The 15758-nt window shown below is 43.9% G+C and carries 17 protein-coding genes, 1 tRNA gene and 1 pseudogene; 9 read left to right on the plus strand and 10 right to left on the minus strand.

What is annotated here, in order from left to right; all coding sequences use genetic code 11:
- Positions 1-40 precede the first annotated feature (40 nt).
- The 3 genes from CAL7507_RS03775 to lgt all read right to left on the minus strand — a co-directional run bounded on the left by CAL7507_RS03775 (position 41) and on the right by lgt (position 2460).
- Complete coding sequence (locus CAL7507_RS03775; protein ID WP_015127098.1) at positions 41-391, minus strand: phenylpyruvate tautomerase MIF-related protein; 351 nt, start codon at positions 389-391, stop codon at positions 41-43.
- A gap of 211 nt (positions 392-602) precedes the next feature.
- Positions 603-1412 carry a precorrin-4 C(11)-methyltransferase gene (gene cobM, locus CAL7507_RS03780; protein ID WP_015127099.1) on the minus strand — a complete coding sequence of 270 codons (810 nt, stop codon included), beginning with the start codon at positions 1410-1412 and terminating at the stop codon, positions 603-605.
- Between the two features lie 172 nt (positions 1413-1584).
- A complete protein-coding gene (gene lgt / locus CAL7507_RS03785) occupies positions 1585-2460 on the minus strand; it encodes a prolipoprotein diacylglyceryl transferase (RefSeq protein WP_015127100.1) in 876 nt (291 codons plus the stop codon).
- A 294-nt stretch (positions 2461-2754) separates the two neighbouring features.
- Between lgt and coaD the strand changes: the two genes are divergently transcribed.
- The 4 genes from coaD (at position 2755) to CAL7507_RS03805 (ending at position 7629) form a co-directional block, all read left to right on the plus strand.
- Complete coding sequence (gene coaD / locus CAL7507_RS03790; RefSeq protein ID WP_015127101.1) at positions 2755-3330, plus strand: pantetheine-phosphate adenylyltransferase; 576 nt, start codon at positions 2755-2757, stop codon at positions 3328-3330.
- The gene (locus tag CAL7507_RS03795) at positions 3216-3908 is read left to right on the plus strand and encodes a hypothetical protein (protein WP_015127102.1); all 693 of its coding nucleotides are present in this window, start codon (positions 3216-3218) and stop codon (positions 3906-3908) included. Before coaD ends, CAL7507_RS03795 begins: the two co-directional genes overlap by 115 nt.
- A gap of 203 nt (positions 3909-4111) precedes the next feature.
- A complete protein-coding gene (locus tag CAL7507_RS03800) occupies positions 4112-5950 on the plus strand; it encodes a hypothetical protein (protein ID WP_015127103.1) in 1839 nt (612 codons plus the stop codon).
- An 8-nt stretch (positions 5951-5958) separates the two neighbouring features.
- Positions 5959-7629, plus strand: coding sequence for a DNA repair helicase XPB (locus CAL7507_RS03805; RefSeq protein ID WP_015127104.1), 1671 nt, complete (start codon positions 5959-5961; stop codon positions 7627-7629).
- A 9-nt stretch (positions 7630-7638) separates the two neighbouring features.
- On the opposite strand, the pseudogene CAL7507_RS32620 reads toward CAL7507_RS03805, so the two are convergent.
- Positions 7639-7917, minus strand: a pseudogene (locus tag CAL7507_RS32620) (zinc ribbon domain-containing protein); the annotation flags it as partial.
- Here CAL7507_RS32620 and CAL7507_RS33615 point away from each other — a divergent pair.
- On the plus strand, positions 7798-8055 hold the full coding sequence (locus tag CAL7507_RS33615; RefSeq protein ID WP_201447876.1) for a DUF2087 domain-containing protein: 258 nt from the start codon (positions 7798-7800) through the stop codon (positions 8053-8055). The pseudogene CAL7507_RS32620 and the gene CAL7507_RS33615 overlap by 120 nt on opposite strands.
- Before the next feature lie 158 nt (positions 8056-8213).
- Here CAL7507_RS33615 and CAL7507_RS03815 read toward each other — a convergent pair whose 3' ends face one another.
- Both CAL7507_RS03815 and CAL7507_RS03820 read right to left on the minus strand, forming a co-directional pair.
- Positions 8214-8996 carry an ABC transporter ATP-binding protein gene (locus CAL7507_RS03815; RefSeq protein WP_015127105.1) on the minus strand — a complete coding sequence of 261 codons (783 nt, stop codon included), beginning with the start codon at positions 8994-8996 and terminating at the stop codon, positions 8214-8216.
- Positions 8986-10119 carry a branched-chain amino acid ABC transporter permease gene (locus tag CAL7507_RS03820; protein WP_015127106.1) on the minus strand — a complete coding sequence of 378 codons (1134 nt, stop codon included), beginning with the start codon at positions 10117-10119 and terminating at the stop codon, positions 8986-8988. The genes CAL7507_RS03815 and CAL7507_RS03820 overlap by 11 nt, the downstream gene beginning before the upstream one ends.
- 243 nt (positions 10120-10362) lie before the next feature.
- Between CAL7507_RS03820 and CAL7507_RS03825 the strand changes: the two genes are divergently transcribed.
- The 3 genes from CAL7507_RS03825 to CAL7507_RS03835 all read left to right on the plus strand — a co-directional run bounded on the left by CAL7507_RS03825 (position 10363) and on the right by CAL7507_RS03835 (position 12683).
- On the plus strand, positions 10363-10560 hold the full coding sequence (locus CAL7507_RS03825) for a hypothetical protein (protein WP_015127108.1): 198 nt from the start codon (positions 10363-10365) through the stop codon (positions 10558-10560).
- A 174-nt stretch (positions 10561-10734) separates the two neighbouring features.
- On the plus strand, positions 10735-10992 hold the full coding sequence (locus tag CAL7507_RS03830; protein WP_015127109.1) for a hypothetical protein: 258 nt from the start codon (positions 10735-10737) through the stop codon (positions 10990-10992).
- A gap of 104 nt (positions 10993-11096) precedes the next feature.
- A complete protein-coding gene (locus CAL7507_RS03835) occupies positions 11097-12683 on the plus strand; it encodes a glucose-6-phosphate isomerase (protein ID WP_015127110.1) in 1587 nt (528 codons plus the stop codon).
- Positions 12684-12809: 126 nt separating this feature from the next.
- On the opposite strand, the gene CAL7507_RS03840 is transcribed toward CAL7507_RS03835, so the two are convergent.
- On the minus strand, positions 12810-13790 hold the full coding sequence (locus CAL7507_RS03840) for a magnesium transporter CorA family protein (protein ID WP_015127111.1): 981 nt from the start codon (positions 13788-13790) through the stop codon (positions 12810-12812).
- 218 nt (positions 13791-14008) lie between these two features.
- Complete coding sequence (locus CAL7507_RS32195) at positions 14009-14158, minus strand: hypothetical protein (RefSeq protein ID WP_160166308.1); 150 nt, start codon at positions 14156-14158, stop codon at positions 14009-14011.
- A gap of 71 nt (positions 14159-14229) precedes the next feature.
- Between CAL7507_RS32195 and CAL7507_RS03850 the strand changes: the two genes are divergently transcribed.
- A complete protein-coding gene (locus CAL7507_RS03850; RefSeq protein WP_144051186.1) occupies positions 14230-14433 on the plus strand; it encodes a hypothetical protein in 204 nt (67 codons plus the stop codon).
- A 202-nt stretch (positions 14434-14635) separates the two neighbouring features.
- On the opposite strand, the gene CAL7507_RS03855 is transcribed toward CAL7507_RS03850, so the two are convergent.
- Positions 14636-14707, minus strand: a tRNA-Val gene (locus CAL7507_RS03855).
- 61 nt (positions 14708-14768) lie between these two features.
- Positions 14769-15497: a DNA repair protein RadC gene (gene radC / locus CAL7507_RS03860; protein WP_015127112.1), complete on the minus strand. Its 729-nt coding sequence runs from the start codon at positions 15495-15497 to the stop codon at positions 14769-14771.
- Between the last annotated feature and the right edge of the window lie 261 nt (positions 15498-15758).

Genomic DNA, 15758 nt, shown 5'->3' on the forward strand with positions numbered 1-15758 from the left:
ACTCATACTTTTGCTTGTATGAGTAGATTGGGCAGATAAATTAACCAAAAGTTGTGCCATTCCAACCCCACATTGACCCCTTAGCATCAGTAAACTCTATGTAAATGCGATTTTTAGGAATATCTAAGTGCTGGTTCTGCTGGCAAAAATCTTGACTCATAGCCTCAGTTTGACTAGAATTCATTGTGCCGACGCTTTTAATTTCTATATAACAGACTGGATCTGTAGTCCCAGCAAATGTCATAGGAATTCCTGGCTCAAAAGCAGTCATAACGTAAGATTCTGGCTTTCCTGTATGTTTTGCTAACTTAGCTGATAGGCTTTTAAGCATTACCTCAATTTCAGCTTTTTCCGGTGCAGTTACAGAAGTTTGGACTTTAATTAATGGCATAAGTAGGTGGGCGTAAATAATTATTGTTGGGATAAAGGAGGAGACAGTGTTTCGGCTACGCTCAACAACCAGCCCGAATACAGGAGGAAATAGGGTTTTAGCTTTGTTTACTTTTCTTCCTATAGTTTGGTTTTATTGTGCCGACTTACTTAGTAAGTAAATCAGTTACTTGTACTGAGCGAAATCGAAGTATCAGTTTATTCCCTATTTCCTAACTGTGAGATGAGCGAAATAGATGACTATGTTCAGGATGATATAAACGCGATCGCCCTGTTGTTGGCGAGAGTGCTGGACTGATAATGTAAAGTGTGGTACGCACAAGCTGTTCTTGATGAGTGCAGTCTGCCATTTGCTTGAGAGGGACAACCCGAATTTTTTCATCCGGCCACCCTAAGCGAAAGCAAATCGCCACTGGTGTATCGTCTGGGTAGTGTTCTCTTAGTTTAGCTTCAGCATCTTCGACATGACGCGCACTCAAATATAAGCAGAGACTAGCCTGATGCGCTGCGAGGGTGGCTAACTCTTCAGTTACTGGAACTTCTGTGCGTCCGCTGATGCGCGTCAAGATGATGGTTTGGACTAAACCAGGCACAGTCAATTCTACTTTGAGTTTAGCTGCTGCGGCTTGAAAAGCACTGATTCCAGGTATGACTTCAAAAGGAATTTTTGCCTCTGCTAGGAGGTGCATTTGCTCATGGACGGCGCTATAAAGACTAGGATCACCAGAATGGAGACGAATCACAGATTTATGCGATCGCACCCGTTCAATCATCAATGGCATAATCTCTTCTAAAGTCTGATTTGCAGTCCTAATTAATTCCGCATCTTTTCGGCACAGAGCAATAATCTGTTCAGGTACTAAAGAATCAGCAAATAAAATTACATCTGCCACAGCCAGTAGTTTCTGTGCTTTAATCGTTAATAAATCCGGATCTCCAGGGCCCGCTCCCACAATATACACACCTGGATCAACAGGATGGAGCGATTTTACATAACACAAATCGTCTGTATAATCACGCATAAAATGACACAAAATAATCCCTGCAGAAAAATTTTTTTGATATTTTCTCAGTGTCTTTCCGGATAGCCCCTCTTTCTCTAGTAGAGATGAATGGTAGATGCACCCTGGTTAAGCCCTAGAGAAAACTCTGGGGCATTTTTTATTTTTGGGAATTGGGAATTGATTATTCTCCTTATCCTCCTATTCCTCCCTCTCCCTTCTGTCTGGGAACCACATCCGGCAAAGGGCGTTTAGCTAAATAAAGCCAAGCTAACCCAGCTAATCCCAACAGAATTCCGGTTAAACTCACAAATTGGGCTATCCGCAAAGGCCCTAACATCAAGCTATCAGTGCGAAAACCTTCGATCCAAACGCGTCCTAAGCTGTAGGTTGCTAAATAAACCAGAAATAGCGTACCTAATTTTAGGCGTGGCTTTCCCTGTAAACCCCGAAAAAACAAGGTAATCAACAGGGCAAATACTAATAAATTCCACAGAGATTCATAGAGGAAGGTGGGATGAAAGTACTCAAAATTAGCCAACTCTGGAGGACGACGTTCGGGTGGAATAAATAGCTTCCAGGGTAAATTAGTAGGGCCACCAAAAGCTTCAGAGTTGAAGAAATTACCCCAGCGGCCGATCGCCTGCCCTAAAATCAGCGAAGGAGCTACCAAATCTGCCAATTGCCAAAAAGAAACTTGCTTCAGTTTGGCAAAGATTAAAGCCGCTACTAGTCCACCGAGAATTGCTCCATGAATTGCAATCCCTCCTTGCCAAATAGCGATGATTCGATCTGGGTGTTGGGCATATTCTGGCCATTGAAACAAAACGTAGTATAGCCGCGCTGCGGGAATTGCCCCAATTACCAGCCAAATTGACAAATCACTGAGCAACTCTGGATTGACATTACGACGCTTTGCCAAGTATTGGGAAAGACTGACACCAATCAACACGGCTGTGGCAATTAATAAGCCATACCAGCGGATAGTTATTGGTCCGATTTTCTGTAAAATCGGACCTGGAGAAGTAAATTGAAATGCCAAGGGCAAAGTGGAAAGATCCAGTGCCATATAAAAATACCTAAGTAACTACATTATTAATAAGCATTAGCAGCTTCCACGCCCATGACTGGAAGCCGAAGTCTTTCAGTATATAAACAATTAGAGCAGGTTTTGCTTGGCTGTAATCATGGAGATGAGGGAGATGAGGGAGAACTAAATTATCTACCCAATCCCCAATCCCCAATCCCCAATCCCCAATCCCCAATCCCCAATCCCCAATCCCCAATCCCCAATCTCCAATCCCCAATCCCCAATCCCCAATTTAGATATAATTACTTACATCACTTGGATCTATCTAAAACCGTGATTGCTATTTATCCTGGTAGCTTTGACCCGATCACTTTGGGACACCTTGACATCATACAGCGCGGTAGTAGGCTGTTTGAGCAAGTGATTGTTGCAGTCCTACGGAACCCGAACAAGATGCCACTGTTTAGCGTCCAGCGACGGCTAGAACAGATTCGTCTTTCTACTCAACATCTACCGAATGTGGAAGTAGACAGTTTTGACGGACTGACTGTCAATTATGCTCAAATGCGACAAGCACAGGTTTTGCTGAGAGGTTTAAGGGCAGTCTCAGACTTTGAAATAGAACTACAAATGGCACACACTAATAAAACTCTTTCAACTCAAATAGAGACAGTTTTTCTAGCGACCTCAAATGAGTATAGTTTTTTAAGTAGTAGTGTGGTAAAAGAGATTGCAAGGTTTGGTGGTTCTGTCGATCATCTTGTGCCCCCACACATCGCCCTAGAAATATACCAATGCTACAACCACAACTCTCTAGCGTCGAACCAAATTTCAGTGGAAACAATCCCCCCCCTCCAGAGTATCCCAATGGAACCTCCGGTGGAGACGCACCAGGGACGGGAAGCTTAGATATTCAGCAGGAACTTAACCGCTTAGAGGAGATTATTCTCTCTAGTCTGAGAATTCCGTTGACGGGACGCACTTTAGTAGATGAAGAAAAGCTACTCGATCAGCTAGATTTTGTCAGACTTTCCTTACCATCAGTTTTTCAAGAAGCAACTTTGATTCTGGAACAAAAGGAGGAAATTCTTCTGGAAGCAGAAGAGTATGGACAGCAAGTTGTGGAAGCAGCCCAAGCCAAAAGAGCGCAAATCTTAGCTGAAAGCGATATCCTGAGACAGGCAGAGCGAGAAGCTGAACAACTCAGGCGACAAGTGCAACAAGAGTGTGAAGCGATGATGCAAGAAACTCTAGCCGAAATTGACCGCAAACGGCTCTCTTGTATGCAAGAGTTGGAAGAAGTGCGCCAAACTGCGATCGCCCAAGCTCAAGAAATCGAAGATGGTGCCGATGAATACGCTGATAGCGTCTTAGAAGGTATTGAGCATGATCTCAAAGATATTTTGCGAATTATCACCAACGGACGGCAACAACTGCGTGATGATAACCCGCCACAGCGTAATTCTTCACCACCCAAAAAGAGATAATTTATAAATTTTTCTTACAGATGCGATCGCCAAATTAAACGGATTGGGCATTGGAGAGAAATAACCCTAGACTCTTCACAAATGACAAATTAATTTCTAAAACTCAACCCAAGATTAGGTTAGGCTGCTTGCCCTACAGTATGATTTTTTTACACCCATCTTTCTTATGGGGTAAACATTGTAGGCTCTGCCGATTCCTACCTATGCCTTACTATCAGGATCAGCTAAGTTTTGCCACTGTTGAAGAGGCTCTACAACAGTTAACAGTTAGTGATCTCAAAAATCTTGCCGCATTATTAAATACCAGTAATAAACCCACTCGGAAAGCTGAACTGGTGGAGTTTATTCAGCGCCATCTTTTAGGTGACAATCTCCGCCATTTGTGGACAAAACTGGATCGACTACAGCAGGCTGCGGTGGCTGAGACTCTTTATGAAACATCTGGTTCTTTTAACGCCAACCAGTTTTTTGCTAAATATCAGGCAGCACCCAATTGGGGCACAGTTGACAAATATGGCTACAATCGCCAACCTTCACTGCTGTGTTTGTTTATCTATGGTGTAATCATGCCTGGTGATTTACAAAAGCGTCTACAGGCTTTTGTCCCAGCACCAGAAGCAGTAACTTTAAACAGCTTAGAAAATTGTCCAGAAGTTTTCCAACTGCGTTGGCAAGAATGGAACTGGGAAACTCGCCAGCAGGAAAACCATGAAAAGGAGATTCCGTTAATCCGGTGCGAGATGGAAACTGCTGCACAACAGGATTTACAGGCGGTGCTGCGGTTGGTGAATGCTGGCAAGGTGGCAGTTAGCGACAAGACGGGGTATCCTAGCACCACGACAATGACTGCGATCGCCTCCGTCCTCATTGGTAGTGATTATTACAATGATGCAGAAATTGCCGACGCTGATGAAAAAGTCGGTTTTATCAAAGCTTTTGCTTGGCCAATGTTGATTCAAGCTGCTGGTTTAGCAGAACTTTTTGGCAAACGGCTAGCGCTGACAAAAGCCGGACAAAAAGCACTGACAACCCCATCAGCTGAAACTATCCGCAATATTTGGAAAAAATGGCTCAAAACTAAACTCATTGATGAACTACGGCGCATTGACAACATTAAAGGGCAAACAGGTAAGGGGAAGCAAGGATTAACAGCTACAGACAAACGCCGAGAAGCAATTTCCCAAGCTTTAGCAGCTTGTCCTCTGAAACGCTGGCTCACTTGTGATGAATTCTTTCGGATCATGCTTGCTAAGGGCTACGACTTCCAAGTTACCCGCAACCCGTGGAATTTGTATATTGGTGACGCTCATTATGGCAGCTTAGGCAATGGTAATGATTGGGGAATTCTCCAGGGCAGGTATACACTGTGTCTGCTATTTGAATACACTGCTACCTTGGGAATCATCAATATCGCCTACGTCCATCCTAGTGGGGTTCGTCGTGATTACACAGATTTATGGGGAACAGATGATTTACCATTCTTTAGTCGTTACGATGGTTTAGCGAGTTTGCAACTTACACCGTTGGGTGCATATTGCCTCGGCATTAGACAGAATTACAACCCTCCGCCTTTGGAAGTGCGTTCTGTGTTTCGGGTGCTGCCAAATTTGGAAATCGCCGCCACTGGTGAACCCTTAACCGCCGCTGATACACTGGTGCTAGAGATTTATGCTCAGAAAATTTCTGATGCTGTATGGCGTTTGGATCAAACCAAATTATTGAGTGCGATCGCCGAAAATCACAATATGGGGCAACTGCGAGAGTTTTTGCAAGCACGGAGTGGCCATAAATTACCAGAAACGGTAAATCAATTTTTGGCAGATGTAGAGAACAGAGCTAATAGTTTATGCGATCGCGGACAAGCTAGATTAATTGAGTGTGCTGATCCAGCTTTGGCTGTGTTAATTGCTAATGATTCTAGAACCAAAAAACTATGTTTTTTAGCAGGAGAAAAGCATTTAGTTGTCCCCACAGAATCAGAAACTAAGTTCCGTAATGCTGTGAAAAAGTTGGGTTACAGCATTTCCTTGGGTAGAAATTAACAAAGCTCATGTCTTACATCCCAGAAAATGCACTGATAGTCCAAAGCGATCGCACTATTCTTCTAGAAATCCATGCACCCACAGCCCAAAGAGCTAGAGAAGCGATCGCCCCCTTTACTGAACTGATCAAAAGTCCCGAACATATCCACACATATAGCATTTCACCCCTGAGTATCTGGAATGCACGGGCAGCAGGGATGGAAGTTGCGGCTATGGTAGATGCGCTGCGTAATTATGCCAAATATCCGATCCCTGAAGCGGTGGCACAGGAAATCGTCACCTTAGGACAAAGATATGGACTGACGGTAATTGAGCGTGATGAAAATAGTCTAATCCTACGGATGAGCGATCACCCCCTCGCCGAATTACTCTCTCGTGACAAACAGATAGCACCATTATTAGGTGAACGAGTTTCTGATGTGGCCTTTCAAGTAGCGACTAGTTTACGTGGACTACTAAAACAGGCTTTGCTAGCGGCTGGCTATCCGGCGGAAGATATTGCAGGTTATGTGACAGGTGATGCTTTGTCAATCAAGTTATCTGAACTAACAAGCACAGGCAAAAAATTTACCCTGCGAGATTATCAAAAGTCAGCAGCAGAAGCATTTTATCAGTCAGGCAAGGTACAGGGTGGTAGTGGGGTGATTGTGCTGCCTTGTGGCGCTGGTAAGACTATTGTGGGGATGGCAGCGATCGCATCCGTGCAAGAAAGTACATTGATTCTCAGCACTAGCTTAACTTCTGTGCGACAGTGGCGCAGAGAATTGTTAGATAAAACAGATTTACCAGAGGATGCGATCGCTGAATACAGTGGAGAAGTCAAAAACACCGGGCCCGTCACCCTCTCCACATATCAAATCCTCACCTATCGTTCTCACCGTGACAAAGATTTCCCCCACTTCGACTTATTCCGCGCCCGTGCTTGGGGCTTGATTATCTATGATGAAGTTCACCTCCTCCCTGCACCAGTTTTCCGTATTACCGCTGAACTCCAAGCCCGCAGACGTTTAGGACTCACCGCTACCCTGATTCGAGAAGATGGTAGAGAAGGGGATGTCTTCGCCTTGATCGGGCCAAAACGCTACGATGTGCCTTGGCGAGAACTCGAAGGTGAGGGTTTTATTGCCACTGCCAACTGTACTGAAATTAGGGTATCTCAAGACACAGAGCGCCAAATGGCCTATGCCTTAGCATCAAGACGTAATCAATTCCGGGTCGCATCAGAAAATCCCCAAAAAGTCAAGGTTGTTAAAGATTTATTAGCAAAAGAGTCAGGACACCGGATCTTGATTATTGGCGAGTTTATCTCCCAATTAGAAACCCTAGCGCAAGTGACTGGATTACCCCTAATTACCGGCAAAACTCCAGAAAGGGAGAGAGAGAAACTTTATCAAGATTTTTGCAATGGCAAACTAGCCGGATTAGTATTATCACGGGTGGGTAATTTTGCGATCGACCTCCCAGATGCTGATATTCTCATTCAAGTGTCTGGTAAATATGGTTCCCGCCAAGAAGAAGCACAGCGCCTAGGTAGGATTTTGCGACCTAAGTTTGATGGACGTCCAGCCAATTTTTATACCATAGTTTCACTACGTACCTGCGAAGAAGATTTTGCCCGTCATCGCCATTTATTTTTAACGGAGCAAGGTTATAGCTACCAAATAGAAATTGTGGATTAGTGACATCTCCTACACTTCTGCTTTGCAGTAAGTGTAGGCTTCCAAGACAATCCGGCTACTGCTTAGGAGACTCTTGGCTTTAAGAACGGAATGCCCTACCGCCCTATTTTTTATATTTATTGCTGCATTGTGATCACGGTCAAGACTACACCCACAATTAGGGCAGTCATGCCATCGTTCGTGCAGTTTTTTAGGAACTTTCACACCACAATTAGAACAATCTTGACTTGTACCAGACGCTTTAACCGGGACAACCAACAAACCAGCGTTTTCGGCTTTGTTTGTCAGGTTCAGTATTCAGAACAAACAGTAAACGAAACTCTCAAGCGCTACCATCCTGACTACGCTACATTGCGGCGGGAATTGATTAGCCACCAGTTAATGCAGCGAGAAGATAGGGTTTATTGGCGTGTAGGGCAGATGTGAGAGTGGGGGAATTGGGGGAGTCAGGAGTCAGGAGTTAGGAGTCAGGAGTTAGGAGTTAGGAATCAGGAGTCAGGAGTTAGGAGTCAGGAGTTAGGAGTTAGGAGTCAGGAGTTAGGAGTTATTAATTATTTCTCCCTCATCCCCAATCCCCAAAAAATTTATTTTCCCAAGTATGCTTCTAGAACTTTTGTATTGCTTTGAATTTCTGCTGGGGTACCGTCAGCGAGATTTTGCCCTTCGGCAAGTACCCAAACACGATCGCACAAAGACATAATGACATCCATATTATGTTCAATAATCAAAAAGGTCAGTCCATCTTGACGGTTCCAAGTGAGAATGCGATCGCAAATATCATCAATAAGTCTGGGATTCACCCCAGCAGCGGGTTCATCTAACAAAATTAATTTGGGATTAGTCATCAGCGCCCGTCCCATTTCCAGTAACTTGCGTTGTCCGCCAGACAGACCACCAGCATACTCATGTGCTTTTTTTTCTAGTCCTACTGAAGCCAACAAAAACATCGCTTGCTCTTTGAGTTGTCTTTCTTCCTGGGCGACAACATGAGGTTTTAGCTGCACTTGCCAAAAGTTTTCACCTGTTTGTTTTTGCGCCGCCAACAGCATATTTTCTAACACTGACAACCGCGAGAGCGTCCGGGCTACCTGAAAGGTACGTATTAATCCCTGCTGGGCAATTTGATATGGTTGCAACTGATGGATAGGTTCACCATCAAAAACAACTCGTCCTTTATCTGGACGGATGAAATTAGAAAGCAAGTTAAATAAGGTAGTTTTGCCAGCACCATTGGGGCCAATTAAACCAGTGATGCTACCTTTGGCAACTTCTAATCTTGCTTCAGAGACTGCTTTGACACCACCAAAGCTTTTACTAAGTCCAGTGGCTGCTAATAGGGGAGGTGGGGATGACTGGTTATTTACCAAGGGTAAGTTCCTCCTTTTTCCCTAAGATACCTTGAGGACGCCAAATCATTAGTACCATCAAAATTAGACCGATTACCATGATGCGAAATGCACCCAAACGTGCTTCATCTAGGGGGACAATTTTCGGCAAAACTTCACGAGTGACAGCATCGTAGGCAAAGAAAATCACCGCGCCTAAGATTGAGCCGAGGTTATTGCCAGAACCACCTAAAATCACCATAATCCAACCATCAAAAGTTAGCTGTGGTTGGAAATTATCCGGGTAAATAGCGCTGATTTGCCAGGCGAAGAAAGCACCAGCAATTCCGGCGATCGCACCCCCTAACATCAGTGATTGTAATTTATACCAAAAAACATTTTTCCCTAATGCTCTAGGAATTTCCTCATCTTCGCGGATGGCTTTGAGGACTCGGCCCCAAGGCGATCGCACTAAAATTTCTAAGCGCCAAAACACCAAAGCTAACACCAGCAGCGATAACAGCATCAAACCCGCTTTCGGGATGTAATTGTACAGCGTGAATACCCCAGCAATATAAATAGCGATCGCCAACAACCCCAAAAAAATCCCCACTCCCAAGCGCGAGGCAAATTCCTGCTTACTACCCATCCTGTTTGCTGCATCAGCAATTCGAGATTTTTGGGCAGTTTGAATCCATCGCCACAACGAAAACATACTTACAAGAAACAGCAGTGATAATATCCCAATCATCACCAGTCGAAAAAACAAATTGGGCGTCGTGGAAAAGGGAATGGGATAACTTTGGACACCAAACGCCCCAGATATCCAAGCCTTACCCACAGGTAAATCCTGATTATTCACCACCAACCGAATTAGTTCTCCTGTCCCGATGGTGACAATTCCCAAATAATCTTCCCGCAGCCGCAGAGTGGCAAAACCAATCACCAAGCCCAACAAAGCCGCTACAATTGCCCCCACAACTGCCGCTAGCAATAGCGGGCAACCTTGTAAGCTTAACAACACTGTTGTATACGCTCCCAAGGTCATAAAAGCAATATGACCAAAATTAATTAACCCCGTAAAACCCCATTGCAAGTTCAGTCCCAAACTAAACAGCGCAAAAGTTGCTGTAGAAATTGCTAAGAAAATTAGATATTCAAACATATTTGTTATTTGTCATTGGTCATTTGTCAAGGGTCAAGGGTCAAGAGTCAAGAGTCAAGAGTCAAGAGTCAAGGTTATTAATTATTTCTCCCTCATCTCCCTCATCTCCCTCATCTCCCTCATCTCCCCCAGTCCCCAGTCCCCAGTCCCCAGTCCCCAGTCCCCAGTCCCCATATATCGTAAGTGTAGTTCGAGGTGATTTTGTGGGCATACTATTTTGGGGTTGTGGATAATAATTGACTTATGAATTTGCTGCGAATGAGAATTCATCACTTAATCGAGCAATTAGCTGATGAGGATCTGCAAAGCACTTGGGATATTGTTTACACTTTGTATTGTGATTTTTATATGCTCAAAGCCATAGAGCAAGTCAAGCGATCGCAGCAACCGTGGGACATCTTAACCCATGAAGAAGCAGTACGACTGTTAATGTTCTTCTAAAAGGGACTGGGGACTGGGTACTGGGGGCTAGGGGCTAGGGACTAGGGACTAGGGACTAGGGGCTAGGGGCTAGGGACTAGGAAAAAGTTTTCGTAATCCCCAGTACCCAATCCCCAGTACCCAATCCCCAGTACCCAATCCCCAGTACCCAATCCCCAGTAAAGGTGACGCCTAGTGAGTCTGGAAGTGCGCTATGCAAGGTCTTTTTTAATAGACCTGAAAAATTTAGAACCATCTGCCTACGAGCGGGTGTATGATTTTATTTTTACCGAGTTCACTGACAAGTGGCAGATGCGGAGTCTCCCAGAACTGCGGCGACTTGACAATGATGGTATTTTTCACCGCTTCACCCTAGACAATTATCTAATTGGCATAGAAATTAGGGGTGAAATTATTAAGTTTTTGCGCGTCATACCTATGCCAGATGTTTAGGACAAGAGTTAACCCAACACTTAAAACTGTATAAGGCAAAGCAGGGATCGCTATGACCTTACATTAAACTGGTTTGTGAAAAACACTTTACTTGAGAATCCCCTATGGATGCTAGGGCACTTTGGCAACGATACCAGAACTGGTTATATTTCCACGAGGGATTAGGATTATACCTAGATATAAGTCGAATGCGGTTTGATGATGCCTTCGTGGAATCGTTGCAGCCGAAGTTCGACAAAGCATTTGCGGATATGGCGGAACTGGAAAAGGGAGCGATCGCTAATCCCGACGAAAATCGCATGGTCGGTCACTACTGGCTGCGAAATCCCGATTTAGCCCCCACTCCAGAACTCACACAAGAAATCGTTCAAACCTTAGAACAAATCGAAGCCTTTGCCGAAAAAATCCAAACAGGGGCTATTCATCCTCCCAGGGCAAATCGTTTCACAGATATCATCTCTATTGGCATTGGTGGTTCAGCTCTCGGCCCCCAATTTGTCGCTGAAGCACTCGCTCCCGACTTTCCCCCACTGAAAATTCACTTCATCGACAATTCCGATCCCGCAGGCATTGATCGGACTTTGGCTCACCTCAGAAATAGCCTCGCCAGTACTCTGGTGTTGGTGATTTCCAAATCCGGAGGAACACCAGAACCCCGCAACGGCATGATTGAGGTTAAAAAAGCTTATGCTGGGCAAAATTTAGATTTTGCTCACTATGCTGTAGCCATTACCAGCGCCGATAGCAACCTCGATAAAGTCGCCAAAGCTGAAGGCTGGCTAGCTACTTTTCCCATGTATGACTGGGTGGGAGGACGCACCTCAGAACTATCTGCTGTGGGGCTATTACCAGCAGCATTACAAGGCATTGATATTCGTGCCATGTTAGAAGGCGCAAAAGAAATGGATGACGCTACCCGCATCCCAGATGTGAAGCATAACCCAGCTGCGCTACTTGCTTTGGCTTGGTACTTCTCTGGTAACGGGCGAGGCGAAAAAGATATGGTTGTCCTACCCTATAAAGACAGCTTGCTACTGTTTAGCCGTTATTTGCAACAGCTAGTGATGGAATCCTTGGGTAAGGAAAAAGACTTAGACGGCAAAACTGTTTATCAAGGTATCGCCGTTTATGGTAACAAAGGCTCAACCGATCAACACGCTTACGTCCAGCAGTTACGTGAGGGTGTACCTAATTTCTTTGCTACCTTGATCGAAGTTTTGATAGATCGTCAAGGCCCATCCCCAGAAATCGATCCAGGTGTGACATCAGGAGATTATCTTTCTGGTTTTCTTCTAGGCTCTCGACAAGCGCTTTATGAAAATCAGCGTGATTCAATTACAGTCACCATTCCCCAAGTCAACGCCCTTACTGTCGGCGCGTTAATAGCTTTGTATGAGCGTGCTGTGGGTTTATATGCTAGCTTGATCAACGTCAACGCCTACCATCAACCAGGGGTAGAAGCTGGTAAAAAAGCTGCTTCTGTAATTCTGGACTTGCAAAAACGAGTTGTAGAAGTGCTGCAAACAGAAAAAACTCCTCTGACTCTTGCTGAAGTTGCTGATAAAGCAGGTGCATCTGACCAAATTGAAGCAATTTACAAGATTCTCCGTCATCTGCACGCCAATCAAAGAGGTGTAGTGCTAGAAGGCAATCCTGCACAACCCAGCAATTTGAAAATTTCAGCTTCCTAATCGAGGGGAATTGAAGATTATAGTTTGTCTAAATTATTGTTGCCAAAGCAACAGTTTTATTGTTAAGCATCCTGGTATTTAAGCATCAACTTGAATACTAGGATGCTTAACTTTTAGTTGACCAACTTACAACCATCGCTGTTTTTTAGCATACAAAATACTACCAATCACAATCAATGCCATAACGCTAACAACAGTAGGATAAGCCCAAGGTTGTTCTAATTCCGGCATATATTTAAAGTTCATACCATAGAAGCCAGACAAAAACGTGATTGGCAAAAATATGGACGATAGAATAGTCAGGCGGTTAATTCGTTCACCAGTTTTGCTAGCAATATTGTCGCGTTGAATTTCCATTAATTCTGACATCCAGGCTCTCAGTGTTTGATATTCTTGCCAGAGACTATCAACGTTGTGAAGCAGTTCTTGATGGAATAATTCCTTGACTGGTGGGGTAAGCCAGGAGAAATCTTCGTAATCCATAATAGCCAGAAGTGACTTGATACTTTGAAAAATCCGGCGGACGAAACGAGTAGATTGCCTCATTGTGGCAATTTTTTGGTATGTTGATTCATCACTAGAATTCCCTAAAACTTCATCTTCTAAATCATCAAGTTGTCTAGAGAGATAGTCAAATACAGTATGATAATTATTCAAAACATCTTTAAAAATCAGATATAAAAGATAGTCGATTCCCCATTTTTGAATATCTATAGTTCGCTTCTGCAGATTGTTAGTTAGTATGCTTAAAATTTTTACTTCAGTGGTTTCAAAAGTGATGATAAAATTAGTTCCCACAACAATACTGCCACGCGCCACCTCAAACTCTCGATTTTTTATTTGATGAGTTAGAATTTCATAGCCGTCAAATAAACAATCTTCTATGTCTTCATCAATTCCTAAAGAGGAATGGTTGAAAATCATGTCAACACGAGATGGATTTAGTCCAAAATACTTGACAATTGTAGCAATTGCAGTGCGATCGCGTAAGTGAATACAGCGCAACCAGATATTGTGAGAACTACCAATCCTTTCCAATACCGCATTCACATCCCAACTGGTAAATAATTCCAGATGATTCTGAGAAAAGGTGAGGAGAATTATCATATAACAATCCTAATTGAGTAGTGAGAAAGCACAGTGACTCAACGTACCTAGCAATCAGCATTTTAGCTTTTAGTCGAGTAATAATACATAAATTACAGACTTCATTTTCTGTCAAATTATATTACCACCTCACCAGTAGTCCGCTTTGATTTTTGAACTACACGTAGGGTGAGCATTGCTCACCCTACAAATACTTAGATTTGTCACCCCATCTGCGTTTAGGGAACATACAAGGCTCCGGTAGAACTCAAATCAATTTGGACATCAACTTGCAATTGACTAAGGAAAGCAACTAATTGACTTTGCTTTAACTGAATTTTGACTTCTACAACTCGCACATCTGAATTAGCAGTAGGATCGTCACCCAAGAGATTGTTTTTGAAGACTTTTATTTGTAGGCAAAGAGCCAATATTGAGTGGGGGGATATTTGCGGGTTTTTTGTCGGATGCAATTGATCGGGTGAAGAGTTCGCTGTCACAAACAGACAAAATTCAAATTCTACAAGAACTGCAAACGGAAATTTACAGTTCTACTCGGCTGCAACTATTGCGATCGCTGATCAATGGAAATATTCCCAAGTCTGTACTCCAGAAGCTTGAAGAACAAGGCTCTTTTCAACCTACGTCTAATGCACTATTTTAGCTTTGCCACGCCAGTAGAGGCGATTATAAACACTCCTTACTGAAAGTTAAACCCCTCACACAACACCTTGAAAGGGCTAGTAGTCCACCACATTAATTTTGCGAGGCTTCTAGATCCCCGACTTCTCAAAGAAGTCGGGGATCTGAACACTACGAACATCTCAAAACTTTGAGGACAGACTACTAGCCCTAAATTATATAAGTGGGCGATACTGGATTTGAACCAGTGACCCCATCCGTGTGAAGGATGTGCGCTACCACTGTGCTAATCGCCCAAGCATTCAGCCTCCAATTATAACATATATCACCACAAAACCGTGATAAATGTCCTCTGATTTAATCCCCTTGGGGATGCTCATCCCATAATGTTGTTACCTCTCGTAAGCTCTGGTAATTGCCATTACCCAAAATTAGATGATCTATGAGGGGGATGCTCAAAAAACCAGCCCCAGCTAACAACTGACGTGTTAGTTCGATATCTTCTTGGCTAGGTTCTACGTTACCAGAGGGATGATTATGTGCAACTATAACCCGCGTCGCACCTTGACGAATCACTTCCCTAAAAATTTCTCGAGGAGAAGCTAAAGTTTCTGTCGCTGTACCAATGGTAATTACCTGCGTCCCCAGCAAGCGATTCTTGACATCTAACAGCACAACTGCAAATTTTTCTTGCACTTGCCACATTAAATCATGGCTGAGAGTGGCAGCTGCGGCGGCTGGACTATCAATAGGTATGCCATCTGGACGGGATTGAAAGGCGCGTTTGCCTAATTCAATTGCGGCTAAGATAGTTGTAGCTTTTGCTGGGCCAATCCCAGGAATTTGCATCAATTCAGCTGGGGTGACTTCTCGTAGCACTGCTAAAGGGTCACGTTGATGTTTACCTAATTCGCTCAAAATATATTGTCCCAAACCCACTGCAGATAGTTTTCCTGGCCCTTGACCGGTGCCTAGCAGAATGGCAATTAACTCGGCGGTGGCTAAGATGCTGGAGCCGTGGGTCATTAACCGCTCACGTGGACGCTCGTTTGTGGGTAAGTCGGCAATTCTGAGGCAATAGGTCATAGGAAAACTACGAGAATAGTCACCAAAGATGGGGCTATCTTTATTTATCCCTTGTTTGCGCTCGTAATTATCTTACTTGAGCAAATCTTTAAGTTTAGAAAATTTTCTCTCTATCAGTAGGTAACACTGCATTGAACTTCGTGTTTATTTGGAATTTGGATGATTTTTGGTACGAGCCTCAGCCCTTGTGGAGCCACTCACGTGGGCGGGTTTCCCGACTTGAGTGAAGTGGCGTGTTACTCCTACACCTGTCAGAAGTCC

The sequence above is a fragment of the Calothrix sp. PCC 7507 genome, from assembly GCF_000316575.1.
GTDB lineage: Bacteria > Cyanobacteriota > Cyanobacteriia > Cyanobacteriales > Nostocaceae > Fortiea.